The sequence below is a fragment of the Nocardia rhizosphaerihabitans genome (assembly GCF_014646295.1).
GTDB classification, from domain to species: domain Bacteria; phylum Actinomycetota; class Actinomycetes; order Mycobacteriales; family Mycobacteriaceae; genus Nocardia; species Nocardia rhizosphaerihabitans.
The window spans coordinates 937,938-955,224 of sequence record NZ_BMNE01000001.1; the positions used below are offsets into that span (position 1 = coordinate 937,938).

14 protein-coding genes are annotated in these 17,287 nt (G+C 70.2%); 8 read left to right on the top strand and 6 right to left on the bottom strand.

Annotated features, from left to right (window positions below; genetic code table 11):
- The first annotated feature begins 125 nt into the window (after window positions 1–125).
- Together IEY60_RS04190 and IEY60_RS04195 are read left to right on the top strand one after the other, a co-directional pair.
- Window positions 126–677 carry a DUF3000 domain-containing protein gene (locus IEY60_RS04190; protein WP_229739600.1) on the top strand — a complete coding sequence of 184 codons (552 nt, stop codon included), beginning with the start codon at window positions 126–128 and terminating at the stop codon, window positions 675–677.
- A 22-nt stretch (window positions 678–699) separates the two neighbouring features.
- Window positions 700–1,947 (top strand): ribonuclease D, encoded by a 1,248-nt coding sequence (locus IEY60_RS04195; RefSeq protein ID WP_189023949.1) that lies wholly within the window; start codon window positions 700–702, stop codon window positions 1,945–1,947.
- A 48-nt stretch (window positions 1,948–1,995) separates the two neighbouring features.
- Here the strand turns inward: IEY60_RS04195 and IEY60_RS04200 are convergent, their stop codons facing one another.
- The 3 genes from IEY60_RS04200 to IEY60_RS04210 are packed head-to-tail and all read right to left on the bottom strand — an operon-like array spanning window position 1,996 to window position 4,735.
- On the bottom strand, window positions 1,996–3,048 hold the full coding sequence (locus IEY60_RS04200) for an ABC transporter substrate-binding protein (protein ID WP_189023951.1): 1,053 nt from the start codon (window positions 3,046–3,048) through the stop codon (window positions 1,996–1,998).
- A gap of 3 nt (window positions 3,049–3,051) precedes the next feature.
- The gene (locus IEY60_RS04205; RefSeq protein WP_189023953.1) at window positions 3,052–3,939 is read right to left on the bottom strand and encodes an ABC transporter permease; all 888 of its coding nucleotides are present in this window, start codon (window positions 3,937–3,939) and stop codon (window positions 3,052–3,054) included.
- Window positions 3,929–4,735, bottom strand: a complete 807-nt coding sequence (locus tag IEY60_RS04210) for an ABC transporter ATP-binding protein (RefSeq protein ID WP_189023955.1) — start codon at window positions 4,733–4,735, stop codon at window positions 3,929–3,931. The genes IEY60_RS04205 and IEY60_RS04210 overlap by 11 nt, the downstream gene beginning before the upstream one ends.
- Before the next feature lie 166 nt (window positions 4,736–4,901).
- Here IEY60_RS04210 and IEY60_RS04215 point away from each other — a divergent pair, with 166 nt between their 5' ends.
- The 4 genes from IEY60_RS04215 to IEY60_RS04230 all read left to right on the top strand — a co-directional run bounded on the left by IEY60_RS04215 (window position 4,902) and on the right by IEY60_RS04230 (window position 8,861).
- Window positions 4,902–6,629 (top strand): ATP-binding protein, encoded by a 1,728-nt coding sequence (locus IEY60_RS04215; protein ID WP_229739529.1) that lies wholly within the window; start codon window positions 4,902–4,904, stop codon window positions 6,627–6,629.
- Complete coding sequence (locus IEY60_RS04220; protein WP_189023957.1) at window positions 6,626–7,303, top strand: response regulator; 678 nt, start codon at window positions 6,626–6,628, stop codon at window positions 7,301–7,303. The genes IEY60_RS04215 and IEY60_RS04220 overlap by 4 nt, the downstream gene beginning before the upstream one ends.
- A 127-nt stretch (window positions 7,304–7,430) precedes the next feature.
- Window positions 7,431–7,949, top strand: a complete 519-nt coding sequence (locus tag IEY60_RS04225; protein WP_189023959.1) for a hypothetical protein — start codon at window positions 7,431–7,433, stop codon at window positions 7,947–7,949.
- 75 nt (window positions 7,950–8,024) lie between these two features.
- A complete protein-coding gene (locus IEY60_RS04230; protein WP_189023961.1) occupies window positions 8,025–8,861 on the top strand; it encodes a class I SAM-dependent methyltransferase in 837 nt (278 codons plus the stop codon).
- Window positions 8,862–8,917: 56 nt separating this feature from the next.
- Here IEY60_RS04230 and dxs read toward each other — a convergent pair whose 3' ends face one another.
- Window positions 8,918–10,810, bottom strand: coding sequence for a 1-deoxy-D-xylulose-5-phosphate synthase (dxs, locus tag IEY60_RS04235; protein WP_189023963.1), 1,893 nt, complete (start codon window positions 10,808–10,810; stop codon window positions 8,918–8,920).
- Between the two features lie 306 nt (window positions 10,811–11,116).
- On the opposite strand from dxs, the gene glsA reads away from it, so the two are divergent.
- Both glsA and IEY60_RS04245 read left to right on the top strand, forming a co-directional pair.
- Window positions 11,117–12,925, top strand: a complete 1,809-nt coding sequence (glsA, locus tag IEY60_RS04240; RefSeq protein ID WP_189024908.1) for a glutaminase A — start codon at window positions 11,117–11,119, stop codon at window positions 12,923–12,925.
- Window positions 12,926–13,001: 76 nt separating this feature from the next.
- A complete protein-coding gene (locus IEY60_RS04245; protein ID WP_189023965.1) occupies window positions 13,002–13,670 on the top strand; it encodes an SIMPL domain-containing protein in 669 nt (222 codons plus the stop codon).
- Between the two features lie 138 nt (window positions 13,671–13,808).
- Here the strand turns inward: IEY60_RS04245 and IEY60_RS04250 are convergent, their stop codons facing one another.
- Both IEY60_RS04250 and IEY60_RS04255 read right to left on the bottom strand, forming a co-directional pair.
- A complete protein-coding gene (locus IEY60_RS04250) occupies window positions 13,809–15,179 on the bottom strand; it encodes a class I SAM-dependent RNA methyltransferase (RefSeq protein WP_189023967.1) in 1,371 nt (456 codons plus the stop codon).
- Window positions 15,176–17,173 carry an APC family permease gene (locus IEY60_RS04255; protein WP_189023969.1) on the bottom strand — a complete coding sequence of 666 codons (1,998 nt, stop codon included), beginning with the start codon at window positions 17,171–17,173 and terminating at the stop codon, window positions 15,176–15,178. Before IEY60_RS04255 ends, IEY60_RS04250 begins: the two co-directional genes overlap by 4 nt.
- Window positions 17,174–17,287 lie beyond the last annotated feature (114 nt).

A 17,287-nucleotide genomic window follows, 5' to 3' on the forward strand; every position in this document is an offset into this window, starting at 1 on the left:
CGCCTGCACCGGGCGCACACCGTCTACCGTCTCTCCTCGTGACACCGCTCGACATCCGCGACGGCGCCGCACCGACCGGGGGAACGCCCCGCGAGCCTGCTTCTTTCCGGGCGGCGGTCGATGCGATGGGCACCGCAACAGTGCACCCCCGAATCGAGCTGGCGCCTATCCGTCCCCCGCAACGGTTGGCGCCGTTCTCCTACGCGCTCGGAGCGGAGGTCACCCACCCCGAGAGCGCCATCGTGCCGATCGATTCCGAGGGGGACGCGTTCGGCAGGCTGATCCTGCTGCACGACCCCGAGGGCGACGAGGCCTGGCACGGTGTGTTCCGGCTGGTCGCCTACATCCAGGCCGACATCGATGCCGCGCTGGCCGCCGACCCGCTGCTCCCCGAGGTGGCGTGGAGCTGGCTGGTCGACTCCCTGGAGTCACGGGGCGAGCCGTTCACCGCTCTCGGCGGCACGGTCACGGCCACCAGTTCGGTCCGCTACGGTGACATCGCGGGCCCGCCCAGGGCCCACCAGCTGGAGCTGCGCGCCTCCTGGACGGCGATGAACACCGAGATGCGCCGTCACGTGGAGGCGTTCTGCGAGGTACTGGCCTTCGCCGCCGGGCTGCCGCCCGCCGGGATCACCCATTTGCGACCGGAGTCGTATACCCGCACCGATCGCCCTTGAACGCCACGTAGAGTTCACGTTTATGCCGGTCGCCGAGGAACCAACCGCAGCAGAGCCCCTGCTCGCCCCCGCCGAGGGGGTTCCCCCTGTGCTGGCGACCGCCGACGACGTCGCCCAGGCCGCCGAGAAGCTCGCCGCGGGCACCGGTCCCCTGGCCGTCGACGCCGAACGCGCGTCCGGTTTCCGCTACTCGGCGCGGGCGTATCTGATCCAGCTGCGGCGCGCGGGCGCCGGCACCTTCCTCGTCGACCCGATCCCGATCACCGATGCGCTGACCCCGCTGGCCGAAGCCATCAACAACCTCGAATGGGTCCTGCACTCCGCCGACCAGGACCTGCCCGGTCTCGCCGAGCTCGGCCTGCGCCCGGCCCGCCTGTTCGACACCGAACTGGGCGGCCGCATCGCCGGCTACGAACGCGTCGGCCTGGCCGCGATGGTCGAGAACCTGCTCGGACGCTCGCTGCGCAAGGGGCACGGCGCCGCCGACTGGTCGACCCGGCCGCTGCCCGACGAATGGCTCAACTACGCCGCCCTCGATGTCGAACTGCTCCTGGAACTGCGCGACACGGTCGCCGCAGACCTGGCCGAACAGGGCAAGATCGACTGGGCCGCCGAGGAATTCGAGCACATCCGCACCATGGCGCCGCCCGCGCCGAAGGCCGACCGGTGGCGGCGCACCTCCGGCATCCACACCTTGCGCCGCACCCGTCAGCTGGCGATCGTGCGCGAACTGTGGACCACCCGCGACGAGCTCGCCCGCGCCCGCGACGTCGCGCCCGCCCGGATCCTGCCCGACTCCGCGATCGTGGCCGCCGCCACCGCCGAGCCACGCAGTATCGCCCAGCTGCGCACCCTGGCCGTCTTCGGCGGGCCGCGCCAGCGCCGCTATTCCCGCGACTGGCTCGGCGCGATCGAACGCGGCCGCACCCTGCCCGACAAGGACCTCCCGCCGCTGACCCTCCCGTTCGACGGACCGCCCCCGGTCAACCGGTGGGAACGCCGCGACCCCGCCGCCGCCGCCCGTCTCGCCACCGCCCGCAGCGCCATGGGCGAGCTCTCCACCGAATACGTCATCCCGGTGGAGAACCTCCTGTCCCCCGATCTCGTGCGGCGGCTGTGCTGGGACGGGCTCCCCGACTACAAGAACGTCGGCGAACCCGATCAGCTCTCGGCGACGATCGAGGAATTCCTGCGCGCGGGCGGCGCCAGGCCCTGGCAGCGCAACCTCGCGGTCCCGGCCCTGACCAAGGCGTTGACTCCCGGCACCTAGACAGACCTCGACCCCGCCGCGGGATTCCCGCGGCAGGGTCGGATCATGCTACTGAGCAGGGGCCTTGTGGGCTTGCTCGACGAACTGGTTGGTGTAGGTCGCGGCCAGATCGATGCGGTCCCGGACGGGCGCCACATTGCGGGAGTACCGGCCGAGGATGCGCAGCACGTTCTGCGCGCCTTCGGGCTTCATCAGGCCGTCGCCGTTGAACATGCCGATGGAGTCGCGGATGGACCGCACATACAGGGCCGGGTCGCTGCCCGCGTACTGCGAGGGCATGGTCGCGGCGATCTCCTCCGGCGTGTGCGTGTCGATCCAGCGCAGGGTCCGAACGAACGCGTTCGCCAGTTTCTGCACGATCTCCGGGTGCGCGGCGACGGTGTCGCACTTCATGTACAGCGAGGAGGCGGGGTACAGACCGCCCAGGGCGGCGCGGGTGCCTTCCTCGTTGCGCATGTCGGTGAGGATCCGGGCGTCGCCGGACTGGACCATCTTCGCCACGGTGGGGTCGGTGGTCATGCCCGCGTCGATGCCGTCGTGGTTCATGCCGGCGATGAAGGTCTGTCCCGCACCGACTTTCACCCGCGTGTAGTCGGAGGTGCTCAGGCCCGCCTGACCGGCCAGCGCCTGGGTGAGGAAGTCGGTGGACGAGCCCAGCGAGGTGACACCGAGTTTGCGGCCGCGGAAGTCGGCGGGGGTGCGGATGGCGTCGGCGTCGGCGGTGGAGACCAGTTCCACCTCCCCCGGCACGTCGGCGAACTGGACGACGGTCTGCAGGCACTGGTCCTTGGCTTGCAGGTCGATGGTGTGGTCGTAGAAGCCGACCACGGCCTGCACGTCCCCGGTGAGGAGCGCGGTCTCGGCGCTGGCGCCGGATTGCTCGCCGAGCAGTTTCACGTCGAGGTCGTTGGCCTCGAAGGCGCCGAGCTGCTGGGCCAGCATGGCGGGCAGGTAGATCACCTTCTCCAGGCCACCGACCATGATGGTGATCTGCGGCCTGCCGTCGGCCATCGGGATGCTGCGTGAGTCTCGGCATCCGGTGGCCAGCAGCAGCGAGCTGATCGCGAGCAGGGCGACGGCGAAAGGCTTGCGGTATCTCATCGTCTACACCCCGTGCCCCGACTGCGCCTGCGAGGGACGCCATTTCAGCAGGCGGTTCTCCGCGACACCGATCAGCCACTCGGCCATCAGCGCGACCACGGTGATGATGATCATGCCCGCGTAGATGCCCGCCGCGTCGAAGGTGCCTTGCGCGTTGGAGATCAGCAGGCCCAAACCCTTGCTGGCACCGGCGTATTCACCGACGACCGCGCCGATCAGCGCGAAGCCGAAGGCGGTGTGCAGGCTGGACAGGATCCAGGTGGTGGCGCTGGGCAGCACGATCGAACCGAGGATCTGGCGCTTGCTCGCCCCGAGGATGCGAGCGTTGTTGATGACATTGCCGTCGACTTCCCGCGCACCGGTGAAGGCGTTGAAGAACACCGCGAAGAACACCAGCACCACCACGGTCGCCACCTTGGACGACAGGCCGAGGCCGAACCAGATGATGAACAGCGAGGCCAGCACGATGCGCGGAACGGCGTTGAGCGCCTTGATGAACGGCGCGAGCACGTCGGCCCAGTAGCGGCTGCGGCCGAGCAGCGTGCCCAGGACGACACCGGCCACGGTGCCGATCACGAAGCCGAGCACGGCCTCCTGGACCGTGGTGAAGATCTGCAACCAGATCGACCCGAACTGCGTTCCCTCGGTGAACCATTCGACCAGCCGGTCGAGGATGAGCGAGGGCTTGGAGTAGAAGAACGGGTCGATCCACAGGCTGGCGACCAGTTCCCAGGACCCCAGCCACAGCACGATCAGCGCGGCCCGCAGACCCCACACCCGCAGCTTGGACTTGCGGTGCTTGGCCTTGACCCGGGCCAGGATCTGGTCCTCGGACTCCGCCTCGACTTCCGGTGCGGTGACCGCGATCTTGTCCATCGTCTCAAGCGACACGGGTCGCTCCCTTCGTGCGTGCCGCCTCGACCTGATCGCGCAGCGTTTCCCAGATTTCGCGGTAGAGGTCGCGGAATTCCTCGGTGAGGCGCACCTCTTCGACATTGCGCGGACGCTCGAGGGTGACGCGGAAGTCACCGCACACCGTCGCCGGGCTCGCGGTCATCACCACGACGCGGTCGGCCAGGGCGATGGCTTCTTCCAGGTCGTGGGTCACGAAGATCACCGCGGCGTCGGTGCCCGCCCAGACACGGAGCAGTTCGTCCTGCATGAGCTGGCGGGTCTGCACGTCGAGCGCGCTGAACGGCTCGTCCATGAGGATGATCTCCGGCTCGTTCACCAGCGTCTGGGCCAGCGCAACGCGCTTGCGCATGCCACCGGAGAGCTGATGCGGGTAGTAGTCCTCGAAGCCGGCCAGGCCGACGATGCGCACCCACTCGGCGGCCTTTACCTTGGCCTGTGCCTTCGACACGCCACGAAAGCGCGGGCCGAGGGCGACATTGTCGATGACGCTGCGCCAGGGCAGCACCGCGTCCTGCTGGAACATGTAGCCGATGCCGTCGGGGATGCCGTCGACATCCTTGCCGCGCACCAGCGTCCGGCCCGCCGAGGTGGGCTCGAGGCCCGACACCAGCGAGAGGGTGGTGGACTTGCCACAGCCGGTCGGGCCGACGACGGCGACGAATTCGCCTGCGGCGACGGTGAAGTCGATGTTCTTCACCGCGGTGTGGATGCCACCGTCGGTTCCGGGGAAGCGCTTGGTGGCGCCCCGGAGTTCGATGAGTGGATTGCTCATTGCTGCTCCTGTGTCCGTCGCCGCTGCGTGTGATGCGCGGCCGCAGTCGAAAGGTAAGTGGGCTGGGTCACACGGCGCGCGCTTGTGCGCACAACCAGCGCAAGCGGCGATTCGACAGGTTGTGCGCATTGTGCTCACGGGGCAGCGGCGTGCCTAGACTGAGCCGGTGAGGCTGTTCCCCCGGGGCGTCCGGCTGCGGACGCAGATCGTGTTGCTCCAGGTCGCGCTGGTCGCGCTGACCCTGGGGCTCGCGTTCGGGGTGTTCGCCTACCTCAGCGATCAGCGGCTCACGGCCGAGTACGGGCAGCGGGCGCTGGCGATCGCGCGGACCGTCGCCAGTGATCCGGTGGTACGGGCCGAAGTCGCCCGCTACGCGGCACTGCCGCTGACGCCGGGGCCCGCGCTGCGCGCCGAGCTGGCGGACGGGGAGCTCGAGCAGACCGCCGAGGCCGCACGGCAGCGGACCGACGCGTTGTTCGTGGTGATCACCGACGATGCCGGATTGCGGCTGGCCCATCCCGATCCGGCCCGGCTCGGGGAGAAGGTGAGCACCGATCCGTCGCAGGCGCTGGGCGGGGCCGAGGTGGTGATCAGTGAGCACGGCACCCTCGGCGACTCCGTGCGTGCGAAAGTGCCGGTGCGCGAACCCGGTTCGGAGCAAGTGGTGGGTGAGGTGAGCGTCGGCATCTCCACCGAGGCGGTGGGCGAGCAGCTGACGCGCGACCTGAGCAAGGCCGGTGTGCTCGTGCTCGGCGCGCTGTTCGCCGGGATCGCGGGATCGGTGCTGCTGGCCCGGCGCTGGCACGGGCTGACACTGGGGTTGCAGCCGGCGGAGCTGGCCGAGCTGGTGCGTGAACAGGACGTGGTGCTGCACGGCATCGGGGTGGGTGTGGTCGCGGTCGACGACCGGTGGCGGACCACGGTGATCAACGACGAGGCGCGCACACTGCTCGGGATCGAGGGCGACAGTGGTCGTCCGGTGGAGACGATCGGGCTGACTCCGCGGGTGCTCGCGGCGTTCCGGGCAGCCGACGGGCAGCCGGTGCAGGCCGCGGTCGGTGATCGGATCGTGGTGGTCACCGCGCGGACGGTCACCCGCGACGGGCGGTCGCTGGGCGCTGTGCTGGACGTGCGCGACCGCACCGACGTCGAATCGCTGACCCGGCAGCTGGACGCCGTGCAGTCCATGAGCACCGTCCTGCGCGCCCAGCGACACGAGTTCGCCAATCGCCTGCACCTGCTCAGCGGGCTGCTGCACGGCGACCGGCCCGGCGAGGCCGCGCGCTACATCGACGAGCTGCTCGGTTCCGGCCCCCTCGGCGCCGCGATGCCGGGTATCGATGCGGTCCGCGACCCGTATCTGCAAGCCTTCCTCGCCGCCAAGGCCGCGCACGCCAGGGAGAACGGCGTCCAGCTGCGACTGGGGCCCAGCACCTGGGTCGACGCGAATCTCGCTGCGCCCGTGGACGTCACGACCGTGCTGGGCAATCTCCTCGACAACGCGATCGACGCGGTCCGCCGAGCGGCCGAAGCCAGGAGGGGATCGTCAGCACAGCCCGACGGGGAATCCATCGACCTGGCGGCCACCTCGGTGGCGGTGGTGGAAGTCGAACTGGTGCAGGAGGGTTCGACCCTGCACATCACGGTGGCCGACAGCGGCGGCGGGGTGGCGCCAGAGCTGGTGGACGCGGTGTTCGCGGACGGAGTGTCGACCAAGCCGGGGGTGGGGGTGCCGGGCGGGCGCGGGGTGGGGCTCGCGCTGTCGCGGCAAGTCGCCAGGGCGCTCGGCGGCGATGTGTGGCTGGCCTCGGCCGGGATGCCGGACGGGGAACTGACCGGGGCGGAGTTCATCGCGCGCCTGCCGGGTGTGCTGACCGAAGGAGAGCCGACGTGAGCCGCACCGACTTCACCGTGCTCGTGGTGGACGACGATTTCCGGGTGGCGAACATGCACGCCGGAATCGTCGGCGCGCTCCCGGGATTCACCGTCGGGGCGGTCGTCAACACCGTGGCCGCCGCGCATCAGGCGCTCGCCGAGGGCGCCTTCGATCTGGCGCTGGTGGATGTGTACCTGCCGGACGGGTCCGGGATCGACCTGGTCCGGGAACTGCGCTGTGACGCCATGGTGCTCACCGCCGCCACTGAATCCGCCACGGTGCGGGCGGCGTCGGCGGCGGGCGCGCTCGCCTATCTGGTGAAGCCGTTCGACCACACCGCGCTCGCCGCCCGCCTGGCCGGATACGCGCGCTACCGGCGCATCCTGTCGGCGCCGGAGGTGAGCGCCCGCGACGTCGACGCGGCCTGGGACGCCCTGCGCCCGGCCCCACCCGCCCCCGACCGTGCCACGACCGCGTCCTCCCCCACCCGCGAGCTGGTGTTGCGAGCAGCGCAGGCCGCGGACTCGCCGATGTCGGCGGGCGAGATAGCGACCGCGATCGGCATCTCCCGCGCCACCGCCCAGCGTTACCTCGCGGCGCTCGTCACTACCGGTGACCTGCGCATGCGGCTGCGCTACGGCGCGACCGGCCGCCCCGAACAGGAGTACTCCCCCGCCCGCCGCACCCCCTGAGCGACCGCACCGTGACCCGCGGACGGCGAGCCGCTCACGACGCGCCGCACAGCCACCGCCGAGGTGTAGGAACGGCCACGGCCGGGTATTGAACGGGGTTACGCCCCACACGGTTTGGAGTACGGCCTTGACCGACCCCCGCTTCCCGCAGCCCTATCAGCCGCCCCGATTCCCGCCGGGCCCACCCGAACCGAACGCCGTCACCGCGATCTTCGCCGCCATCCTCGCCGTTCTGGGCGGCTTGCGCGGCGTGTTCGGCGCCGTCGCCATCCCGTTCCTGAACACCGACTCCGACTTCGACCCGAGCGGATTCTGGAGCAAGATCCAAGTGCTGCTGGGTGTTTCGGCGCTGTGCTCGCTGGTCCTGCTCGTCGGCGGCATCCTGATGCTGGCGCGTAAGAAGGTCTCCCGCGTCCTGATCGGGGTGGGCGGCGCAGGCACGCTGGCGCTGTCGGTCATCACCTCGATCGCGCTGTACAACCATCTGGATGCCCGGGCCGACGATTCGACCTCGATCACCGTCTCCTTCGATTCCGATCTGAGCGTGTTCAACGCGATCGGGTTCCTGTTCAATATCGTGCTGCTGGTCCTGACATTCCTCCCGAGCACGGGTCGCTGGCTGGCCCACCGCCGTCCCGCGTACTGACCGAAATTCCCTCGACCCGGCGACCTCTCGGAGCTAGCGTGGCTCCTCGCCCTGCCACCGTCGAGAGGATCCGCCGTGTCCGAAGCCGAGGCGATCGCCGCCAACCGCGCGAACTGGGACGATCGCGCCGACGTCCACGCGCGGTCACGGATGTACGACGTCGACGCCTTCCTGGCCGACCCGACCGCCGTCTCCTCGGTGGTGCGCAACGACCTCGCGGTGCTGGCGCCGCATCTGCCGGAGTCGGGGATCGCGGGCCGGTCGCTGCTGCATCTGCAATGCCATATCGGGACCGACACCGTGTCCTGGGCCCGGCTGGGCGCGGTCGAGGTACACGGGCTGGACCTGTCGCCGAACTCGCTGCGGCACGCGGCGCGGATCGCGGCGGCCGACGGGCGCGACATCACCTGGGTGGAAGGTGACGCCCGGTTCGCCTCCGCCGTCGTCGACCGGCAGTTCGACACCGTCGTGACCAGCGCGGGCACCATCGTCTGGCTGCCGGAGCTGACCGCGTGGGCACGCTCGATCCACGATCTCCTCGCCCCGGGCGGGGTGTTCGTCGTTCGCGACGACCACCCGATCCTGGGTGCGATGGAATTCGAGCCGTGGGAGATCGACGGCGACTATCTCGCCGGCGGCGGCGCCCGCACGTACGCGGATTCGGGCACCTACACCGAGGATTCGGACGGGTCGATCGCGCACACCACCAATCACGAATGGCGCCACGACCTCGGTGAGGTCGTCGGCGCGCTGCTGGCGGCGGGGCTCGTCATCGAGGCGCTGGCCGAACTGCCCTACATGGACTGGCGGCCGTTCCCCGATCTCGTTCCCTGTGCGGAGGGCTGGACGCTGCCTCCCGGGAAGCCGCGGATCCCGTTGAATTTCGCCGTCGTCGCCCGGCGTCCGCACTGAACGGACTGCGCGCCCGGTGTCGGTCACCGGGCGCGCAGGATCAAGGTCTGTCAGCGCTACTGCAGCCAGCCGCCGATGCGCTGGGCGATCGCGTCGGGCGTAAGACCCAGTTCCTCGAGGATCTCGCCACGTGACGCATGGTCCAGGAACTGCTGGGGCACACCGAGATCGCGGGTCGGCACGTCGAGACCGGCGTCGCGCAGGCGCGCCGACACGGTCGAGCCGATGCCGCCGTGCAGGCCACCGTCCTCGACGGTGACGACGAGGCGGTAGTTCTCGGCCATCTTGACCAGGGTGTCCGACACCGGGATGACCCAGCGCGGATCGACCACGGTGACCGAGATGCCCTGCGGGGCAAGCAGTTCGGCAACCCGCATGGCCGTCTCCGCGAACGGGCCGACGGCCACGATCAGAACGTCACCGTGCTGGGACTGCGCCGAGCCGGCGCCGGGGACGGCCAGCCGCAGCACATCGATGCTGTCGACCCGCTCCACGGCGGTGATGTCCTCGGCGACACTGCCTTTCGGGAAACGCAGCACCGTCGGTCCGTCGGTGACGGCCAGCGCCTCGGCGAGTTCCTCACGCAGGGTGGCGCCGTCGCGCGGGGCGGCGACGCGGATGCCGGGGACGATGCCGAGCAGCGAGAAGTCCCACATGCCGTTGTGGCTGGCGCCGTCGGGGCCGGTGATGCCCGCGCGATCCAGCACGACGGTGACCGGCTGCTTGAGCAGCGCCACGTCCATCAGCAGCTGGTCGAACGCGCGGTTGAGGAAGGTGGAGTAGATCGCGACGACCGGGTGCATGCCACCCAGCGCCAGGCCGGCGGCCGAGGCCATCGCGTGCTGTTCGGCGATGCCGACGTCGAACATGCGGTTCGGGAAGCGTTCACCGAACGGGGCAAGGCCGGTGGGGCCGGGCATGGCCGCGGTGATGGCGACGATGTCCTCGCGCCGCGACGCGTGATCGATGAGCTCCTCGGAGAACACCGCCGTCCAGCCCTTGGCCTTCTTGCCCGCGAGCGGGCGGCCGGTGAGCGGGTCGATCGGGTCGCAGGCGTGCATCTGGTCGGCGACGTGGTTCTCGGCGTGCTCGTAGCCGTTGCCCTTGCGGGTGACCACGTGCACGACGACCGGACCGCCGAAGTCCTTGGCGCGCCGCATCGCCGCCTCGAGCGCGACGAGATCGTGGCCGTCGACCGGGCCGACGTACTTCATGCCCAGATCGGAGAACAGTTCCTGCGGGCTCACCGCGTCCTTGATCCCCGCCTTGAGCGCGTGGACCATCGAATACGCCGAATCCCCCACGGCGGGAATGCTTTTGAGAATGCGTTTCCCGGCGTCGAGGGCGTGCTCGTAGGCGGGCTGGGTGCGCAGCGCGGTCAACCGGTCGGCCAGGCCGCCGATGGTCGGCGCGTAGGAGCGGCCGTTGTCGTTGACCACGACCACCACCGGACGGTCGGGCGCGCCCGCGATGTTGTTGAGCGCCTCCCAGCACATGCCGCCGGTGAGCGCGCCGTCACCGACGACGGCGACGACGGTGCGGTTCTGCTCCGACAGCGCGAACGCCTTGGCCAGGCCGTCGGCGTAGGACAGCGCCGCCGAAGCGTGCGAGGACTCGACCCAGTCGTGCTCGCTCTCGGCGCGGCTCGGGTAGCCCGACAGGCCGTCGCGCATGCGCAGCGAGTCGAACCGGTCCTTGCGGCCGGTGAGGATCTTGTGCACGTAGGCCTGGTGACCGGTGTCGAAGATCAGCGGGTCCGCCGGGGAATCGAAGATCCGGTGCAGGGCGATGGTCAGCTCGACCACCCCTAGATTGGGGCCGAGGTGGCCTCCGGTGGCGGCGACCTTCTGCACCAGGAACTCGCGGATCTCCTCCGCCAGCTCCCGCAGTTGCGGCACGCTCAGCCGGCGCAGATCTTCGGGTGAATCCACCCGCGACAGCACTCCCACCTGAACTCGCTTTCTCCGGACTACTGTGTGATCCGCCCAGTGTATTTGGCCGTGCGGGCGGCCCCGGCTCGCGGGCCCTTCCCGGTCCGTCGCGCCGACCATAGCCGCACCCGGCCGAGCTGCCCACCCACGCCCGCTGAACTGGGCGACCGGCGGTGAACCGCCCTCCCGGCGGCCGGTGATCGGCTGTGAGGACTATCTCCCCCGCGCGTCCCCACCTGGGCGGCGACGACGCGACCTACAGTGACCGCTGTGGCCGAACCGGACGGTGTTGCGCGCTCGATCGACCCCGGCGTGGTGGCGGGCATGCTCGACGAGGTGTACGCGGTCTGCCGCGACGACACCTCCGGCTCGCCCGCCGACTACATCCCCGAGCTCGCCGCGGTGGCACCCGACTCGTTCGGGCTGTGCCTGGCGACCGCGGACGGTCTGGTCTACGCGGTGGGCGATACCGGCATCGAGTTCACCATCCAGTCCATCTCCAAGCCGTTCACCTATGCGCTCGCGCTGGTCGATCGCGGCCTGGCCGGGGTGGCCGAGCACATCGACGTCGAGCCATCGGGTGAGCCGTTCAACGAGATCAGCCTGGAACCGGATACCCAGCGGCCGAGCAATCCGATGATCAACTCCGGGGCGATCACGGCGGCCTCGCTGATCCACGGCCGCGACGCCGCCGACAAGTTCGAGCGGGTCCGGCGCTGCTATTCGCGCTTCGCCGGGCGGGAGCTGCAGATGAACCAGGCGGTCTACGAATCGGAGGCGCGCACCGGCTACCGCAACCGCGCGATCGGCTACATGCTGCGCTCGGTCGGCATCATCGACGTCGACCCCGACGACGCGGTCGATCGCTACTTCCGGCAGTGCTCGATCGAGATCACCTGCGCCGATCTGGCCGTGATGGCGGCGACGCTGGCCGACAACGGGGTGAACCCGAGGACAGGCGAACGGGCGCTGTCGACCGCGCTGACCGAGCGCGTGCTCAGCGTGATGACGACCTGCGGCATGTACAACGCGGCGGGCGACTGGGTGACCACGGTCGGCCTACCCGCCAAGAGCGGGGTGGGCGGCGGGATCATCGCCGTGCTGCCGGGCCAGATCGGGATCTCGGTGTACTCGCCGCGCCTGGACGGTCAGGGCAACAGCGTGCGCGGGGTCGCCGCGTGCCGGGAGCTGTCGCGGCGGCTCGAACTGCACTTCTGTCACGTGACCCGCTCGGCGCGCACCGCCATCCGCGCCGACTACTCGGTGGCGCAGGTGCCGTCGCGGTCGCGGCGCTCCCCCGAGGACGCCGAGGTGCTGGCGGCGCACGGTGACCGCGCCCGGGTCTACGAACTGCACGGCGACCTGCTCTTCGCCGGCGCCGAACGCGCGGTGCGGGCCATCGAGAGCAAAGTCGGCGCGCTCGACGCCCTGGTGATCGACCTGCGCCGGGTCGGCGAGGTGAGCGCGGTGGCGCGCGGGATGCTCGATGCCCTGCAGACCGAACTCGTCCGGGGCGGCAGCCGGGTCGCGCTGGTCGATCCCGACGCCAAGCTGGGTCACGAGGCATCGAGCCTGGATCCCGGCGATCCGCGCGGGCGGGTGTTCATCGACCGGGACACCGCGGCCGAGTGGTGCGAAGACATCATCTTGGACCTGCATCGGCCGCCGGGGCAGCGCGCCCAGACCTCGATCGGTCTCGACGAGCACCCGCTGCTGGCCGGGCTCGACGCCGGCTATCGCACCCGGTTGGCCGCCGATTTCGAGCCGCGCACCTTCGCGCGGGGTGAACTGATCGCCGACCGGGGCGACCCGCGCTCGGGGCTGTATCTGATTCTGGACGGGCGGGTGCGGGCGACCTTCTCCGGCACCGACGGGCGGGTGCACCGGCTGCTGACGCTGTCGGCGGGGATGTCGTTCGGGGAGATCCCGATGCTGATCGGGGAACCGTTCATGTACGAGATCAGCGCCGAGACGACGGTGCGAGTGGCGGTGATGCCGCCCGACGTCTTCGATCAGCTCACCGAGGGGCACCCGCGGCTGAAACTGGCACTGCTGCAGCGCCTCGCCGCGGGCGCCTACGAGCAGATGGCCGCCACGGTGCGGACCCTCTCCGGCAACGCGGGCAACTACTGACCGCGGGCCGTCGGAACTCGGGCCCACCGCGAGACGTTGGGCAGCACAGCATCCTTCGACCGACAGGAGTAGCGCGGTGGGCAAGAAGTCCTGGCAGGCGAGCACGACGACATTCGGGCGCGGCACGGTGCGCGCCGTCCCCGATCTGATCCGGGTAACGCTGTCGGTGGAGTCGCGCGCCGACACCGTCGCCGCCGCCTACGGGCGGGCAGGTGACCGGGTGAACGCCGTCGTCGCCGCCCTGCGCGCGGCCGGAGTCAGCGACGCCGACATGGCAACCAGCGGGCTGAGCGTGCGCACCGAGACCGTCTACACCGACAGCGGGCGCAGCGAGATCGCCGGCTACCTGGCGTCGACGAGCCTGAGCGTGTCGCTGCGCGAGGGCACCGGCACCGAGCCCGCCGACACCGTGGCCGCCGCGGTGACCGCGGGCGGCGACGATGTCCGCCTCGGCGGCCTGACCCGCGGCATCGCCGAACCGGAGCCGCTGCTCGCGCAGGCGCGCGATGCCGCCTTCGACGACGCCAAGACCAAGGCCGAGCAGTACGCGGCCCGCGCTGGCGTTTCCCTGGGCGAGGTCATGCAGATCACCGAGGACATCGCCACACCGATGCCACGGGCCTACGAGATCGCCGAGATGGACAGCGCGCCGATGCTGATGGCCCGGGCGAGCTCCCCGGTGCCGGTCGTCCCCGGCGAGACCGAGATCGGCGCCACCGTCCGGGTCACCTGGGCCCTGGACTGACTTCCGGCAACACCTTCGCCGGCCGAGTCTGCCGGCCACCGGACCCGGCTGCCAGGCACGTCGGCGGGCTGTGCGGATCACGGTGGCTGGCCTCAGCCGCCCTGACGATGGCACGGGGCTCGGCCGTCGAGGGTTGACTCAGCGATCGAGCAGGGCCACGCATTCGACGTGGTGGGTGGCGGGGAAGGCGTCGAAGGCGCGCAGGTCGGCCAGGTGGTAGCCGGCGTCGAGGTAGAGGCCGAGGTCGCGGGCGAAAGACGCTGGGTCGCAGCCGATGTGGACGATCCGGCGGGGATCGGCGTCGGTGACGGCGGCGACGACTTCTTTGCCCGCACCGGCGCGTGGCGGGTCGAGGACGACGACATCCGGTGTGCCCGAGGCGGTTCGGGAGCGCACCCAGCGTTCGACGCGGTCGGCGCGCAGGTCCAGCCAGGGCAGGTCGCGCAGGGCGGCGGCACCGTCGGCGACGGCGGAGCGCGCCGATTCGACGGCCGCGACCGCGCCGGTCTGGCCGGTCTGCTCGGCCAGGCGGGCGGCGAAGACACCGACACCGCTGTACAGATCCCAGCCGGACCCGCCGGGCGACAGACCCGACCAGTCGGCGACCAGGTCCGAATAGCATTGCGCGGCACGGTGATGCGCCTGCCAGAAACCGGTGGCCGACAGTTCCCAGCGTCGGCCTGCGACGTACTCCACAGCGCGACCGGTCCCGGCCATCACCCATTCCTCGCGGGGCGCGTTGGTCGCCGACTTCCGCGCGGCGGCCCGGTCCCGGACGGCACCACGCTCGTCACCGCCGCGGCCACCGGGTTCGCGGCGGCGGGAGGGGCGATGGTGACCACGACCGCGGCCAGCGCCACGTGGCGTCTCCGGACGGCCACCGGGCTGCACGGTGTCGGGCACCGCGGCCAGCTCCACGATGTGCCGCACGCCGTCGCCGTCGACAGCGACGACCAGATCGGCGCCCGGCGTCCACAACCGCTCGGAGACACCGTCGAGCGCGCCCGCCACCGGCTGCGGGCACCGCAGGTCCGTCATGACCCCGGTACTGCGATGGCGATGCACCCCGGCGCGACCGGCGCCGTCGACGACCAGGCGGATGCGGGTCCGCCAGCCGCCGGTGACCTCGCCGGAATCACCGGCGATCGGCTCGACCGTCACGTCCCGTTCCACCCCGGCCAGCCTGCGCAACTGCTCGGCCACCACAGTCGCCTTCAGCGCGCGTTGCGCGGCGGGTGTGGCGAAGGAGAAGTCGCAGCACCCCGCGCCGCCGGGACCGGACACCGGGCAGGTCGCGGGCACCCGATCCGGGGACGCCTCGATGATCTCGACGGCATCGGCCCGGCAGAACGACCCGCCCCGGTCCTCGGTGACCCTGGCACGCACCAGCTCACCGGGCAGGCCGTGGCGCACGAACACCACGCGGCCCTCGTGCCTGCCGACACAGAACCCACCGTGCCCCGGCGGACCGAGCCGGATCTCGAATTCCTCGCCGCGCCAGTCGCTCATCCGCGGCGGCCCGGCTGCTCGAAACCGCGGCGCACCGAACCCGGCGCGTTCACGTCGGCGGGCTGCTTGGCGTGCGCGGAGGAACTGAGCTGCCACGGCACGCTCGTCACCATCACGCCCGGCTCGAACAGCAGCCTGCCCTTCAACCGCAGCGCGGACTGGTTGTGCAGCACCTGCTCCCACCAGTGACCGACCACGTACTCGGGGATGAACACGGTGACGACGTCGCGGGGGGCGTCCTTGCGCACCCGCTTCACGTAATCCAGCACCGGCTTGGTGATCTCGCGGTACGGCGATTCGATCACCTTGAGCGGCACGTTGATCTCGCTGTTCTCCCATTCGCGCACGAGCCTGCGGGTGTCGGCGTCGTCGACGTTCACCGTCACCGCTTCGAGGGTGTCGGGACGGGTCGCGCGGGCATAGGCCAGGGCGCGGCGGGTCGGCAGGTGCAGTTTGGAGACCAGCACGATGGAATGGGTGCGGCTGGGCAGCACACCGTCCCACTCGGATTCGTCCAGTTCACGCGAGACCGAGTCGTAGTGCTTGCGGATGAGCTTCATGACGATGAAGATCGCGACCATCGTGATGATGGCGATCCAGGCACCGGCGAAGAACTTGGTGATCAGCACGATCACCAGCACCGCCCCGGTCGCAGTGAGGCCGATCGCATTGATCACCCTGGACCGCATCATCTTTCTGCGCTGCGCCGGATCGGTCTCGGTGCGCAACAACCGTGTCCAGTGCCGCAGCATGCCGGTCTGGCTCAACACGAACGAGACGAACACGCCCACGATGTAGAGCTGGATCAGCTTGGTCACCTCGGCACCGAACATCACGACGAACGCGATGGCGGCACCGGACAGGAACAGGATCCCATTGGAGAAGGCCAGCCGGTCGCCGCGGGTGTGCAGCTGACGCGGCAGGTACCGGTCCTGCGCCAGGATCGAGCCGAGCACGGGGAAACCGTTGAACGCGGTGTTGGCGGCCAGCACCAGGATCAGCGCGGTCACGATGGTGATGAAGAAGAAGCCGATCGGGAAGCCGTGGAAGACGGTCTCGGCGATCTGCGCGATCAGCGTCTTCTGGTGGTAGTCGGCGGGCGCGCCCACCAGGTTCGACGTGTCGTGCGCGTACACGACGCCGATCTTCTGGGCCAGGATGATGATGCCCATCAGCAGCACGATCGCGATGGCACCCAGCAGCAGCAGCGTGGTCGCGGCATTGCGCGACTTGGGTTTGCGGAACGCGGGCACGCCGTTGCTGATCGCCTCCACACCGGTCAGCGCGGCACAACCCGAGGAGAACGCCCGCGCGATCAGGAAGGCGAAGGCCAGGCCGTAGAGGTGCTCGTCCTCGGCGTTGAGCCCGAAACCGGCCGATACCGCCTGGATGTCGTCGCCGAGGATGTAGATCCGGAACAGACCCCAGCCCAGCATCGCGGCCATGCCGACGATGAACGCATAGGTCGGAATCGCGAACGCTTTCCCCGATTCGCGCACACCCCGCAGGTTAATCGCGGTCAGCACCGCGATCGCCACGACAGCGAACAACACCTTGTGCGTGGCGACGAACGGGATCGCCGAGCCGATGTTGGAGGCCGCCGAGGAGATCGACACCGCGACCGTGAGCACATAGTCGACCAGCAGCGCGCTGCCGACCGTCAGGCCGGCGTTCGGGCCCAGGTTGGTGGTCGCGACCTCGTAGTCACCGCCACCGGACGGGTAGGCGTGCACGTTCTGCCGATAGCTGGCGACCACCACGGCCATCACGAACGCGACGGCCAGCCCGACCCACGGCGCGTACAGGTAGGCCGAGATGCCCGCCGCCGACAGCACCAGGAAGATCTCCTCCGGCGCGTAAGCCACCGAGGACATCGCGTCGGAGGCGAACACCGGAAGAGCGATACGCTTGGGCAACAACGTGTGGCCGAGCGAATCGCTACGGAACGGCCTGCCCAGCAGCACACGCTTGGCTGCCGTCGTCAACTTGGACACCGGGCTGAGCATAGAGGAGTTCACCGGTACCTTCGCGCGCACGTTCGCCCCCGCCGGCGGCGGTGTCGTGATTGTTTGCGTCGCCTCGCCCAGGGGAAAATGGGCGATGGGAGC

What these genes read in the sequence shown, in the direction of transcription:
- IEY60_RS04190 (WP_229739600.1), top strand. Translation starts at nt 126, where the DNA reads ATGGGCACCGCAACAGTGCACCCCCGAATCGAGCTGGCGCCTATCCGT.
- IEY60_RS04210 (WP_189023955.1), bottom strand. Translation starts at nt 4,735, where the DNA reads ATGAGCAATCCACTCATCGAACTCCGGGGCGCCACCAAGCGCTTCCCC.
- IEY60_RS04250 (WP_189023967.1), bottom strand. Translation starts at nt 15,179, where the DNA reads ATGAGCGACTGGCGCGGCGAGGAATTCGAGATCCGGCTCGGTCCGCCG.
- glsA (WP_189024908.1), top strand. Translation starts at nt 11,117, where the DNA reads ATGCTCGACGAGGTGTACGCGGTCTGCCGCGACGACACCTCCGGCTCG.
- IEY60_RS04200 (WP_189023951.1), bottom strand. Translation starts at nt 3,048, where the DNA reads ATGAGATACCGCAAGCCTTTCGCCGTCGCCCTGCTCGCGATCAGCTCG.
- IEY60_RS04195 (WP_189023949.1), top strand. Translation starts at nt 700, where the DNA reads ATGCCGGTCGCCGAGGAACCAACCGCAGCAGAGCCCCTGCTCGCCCCC.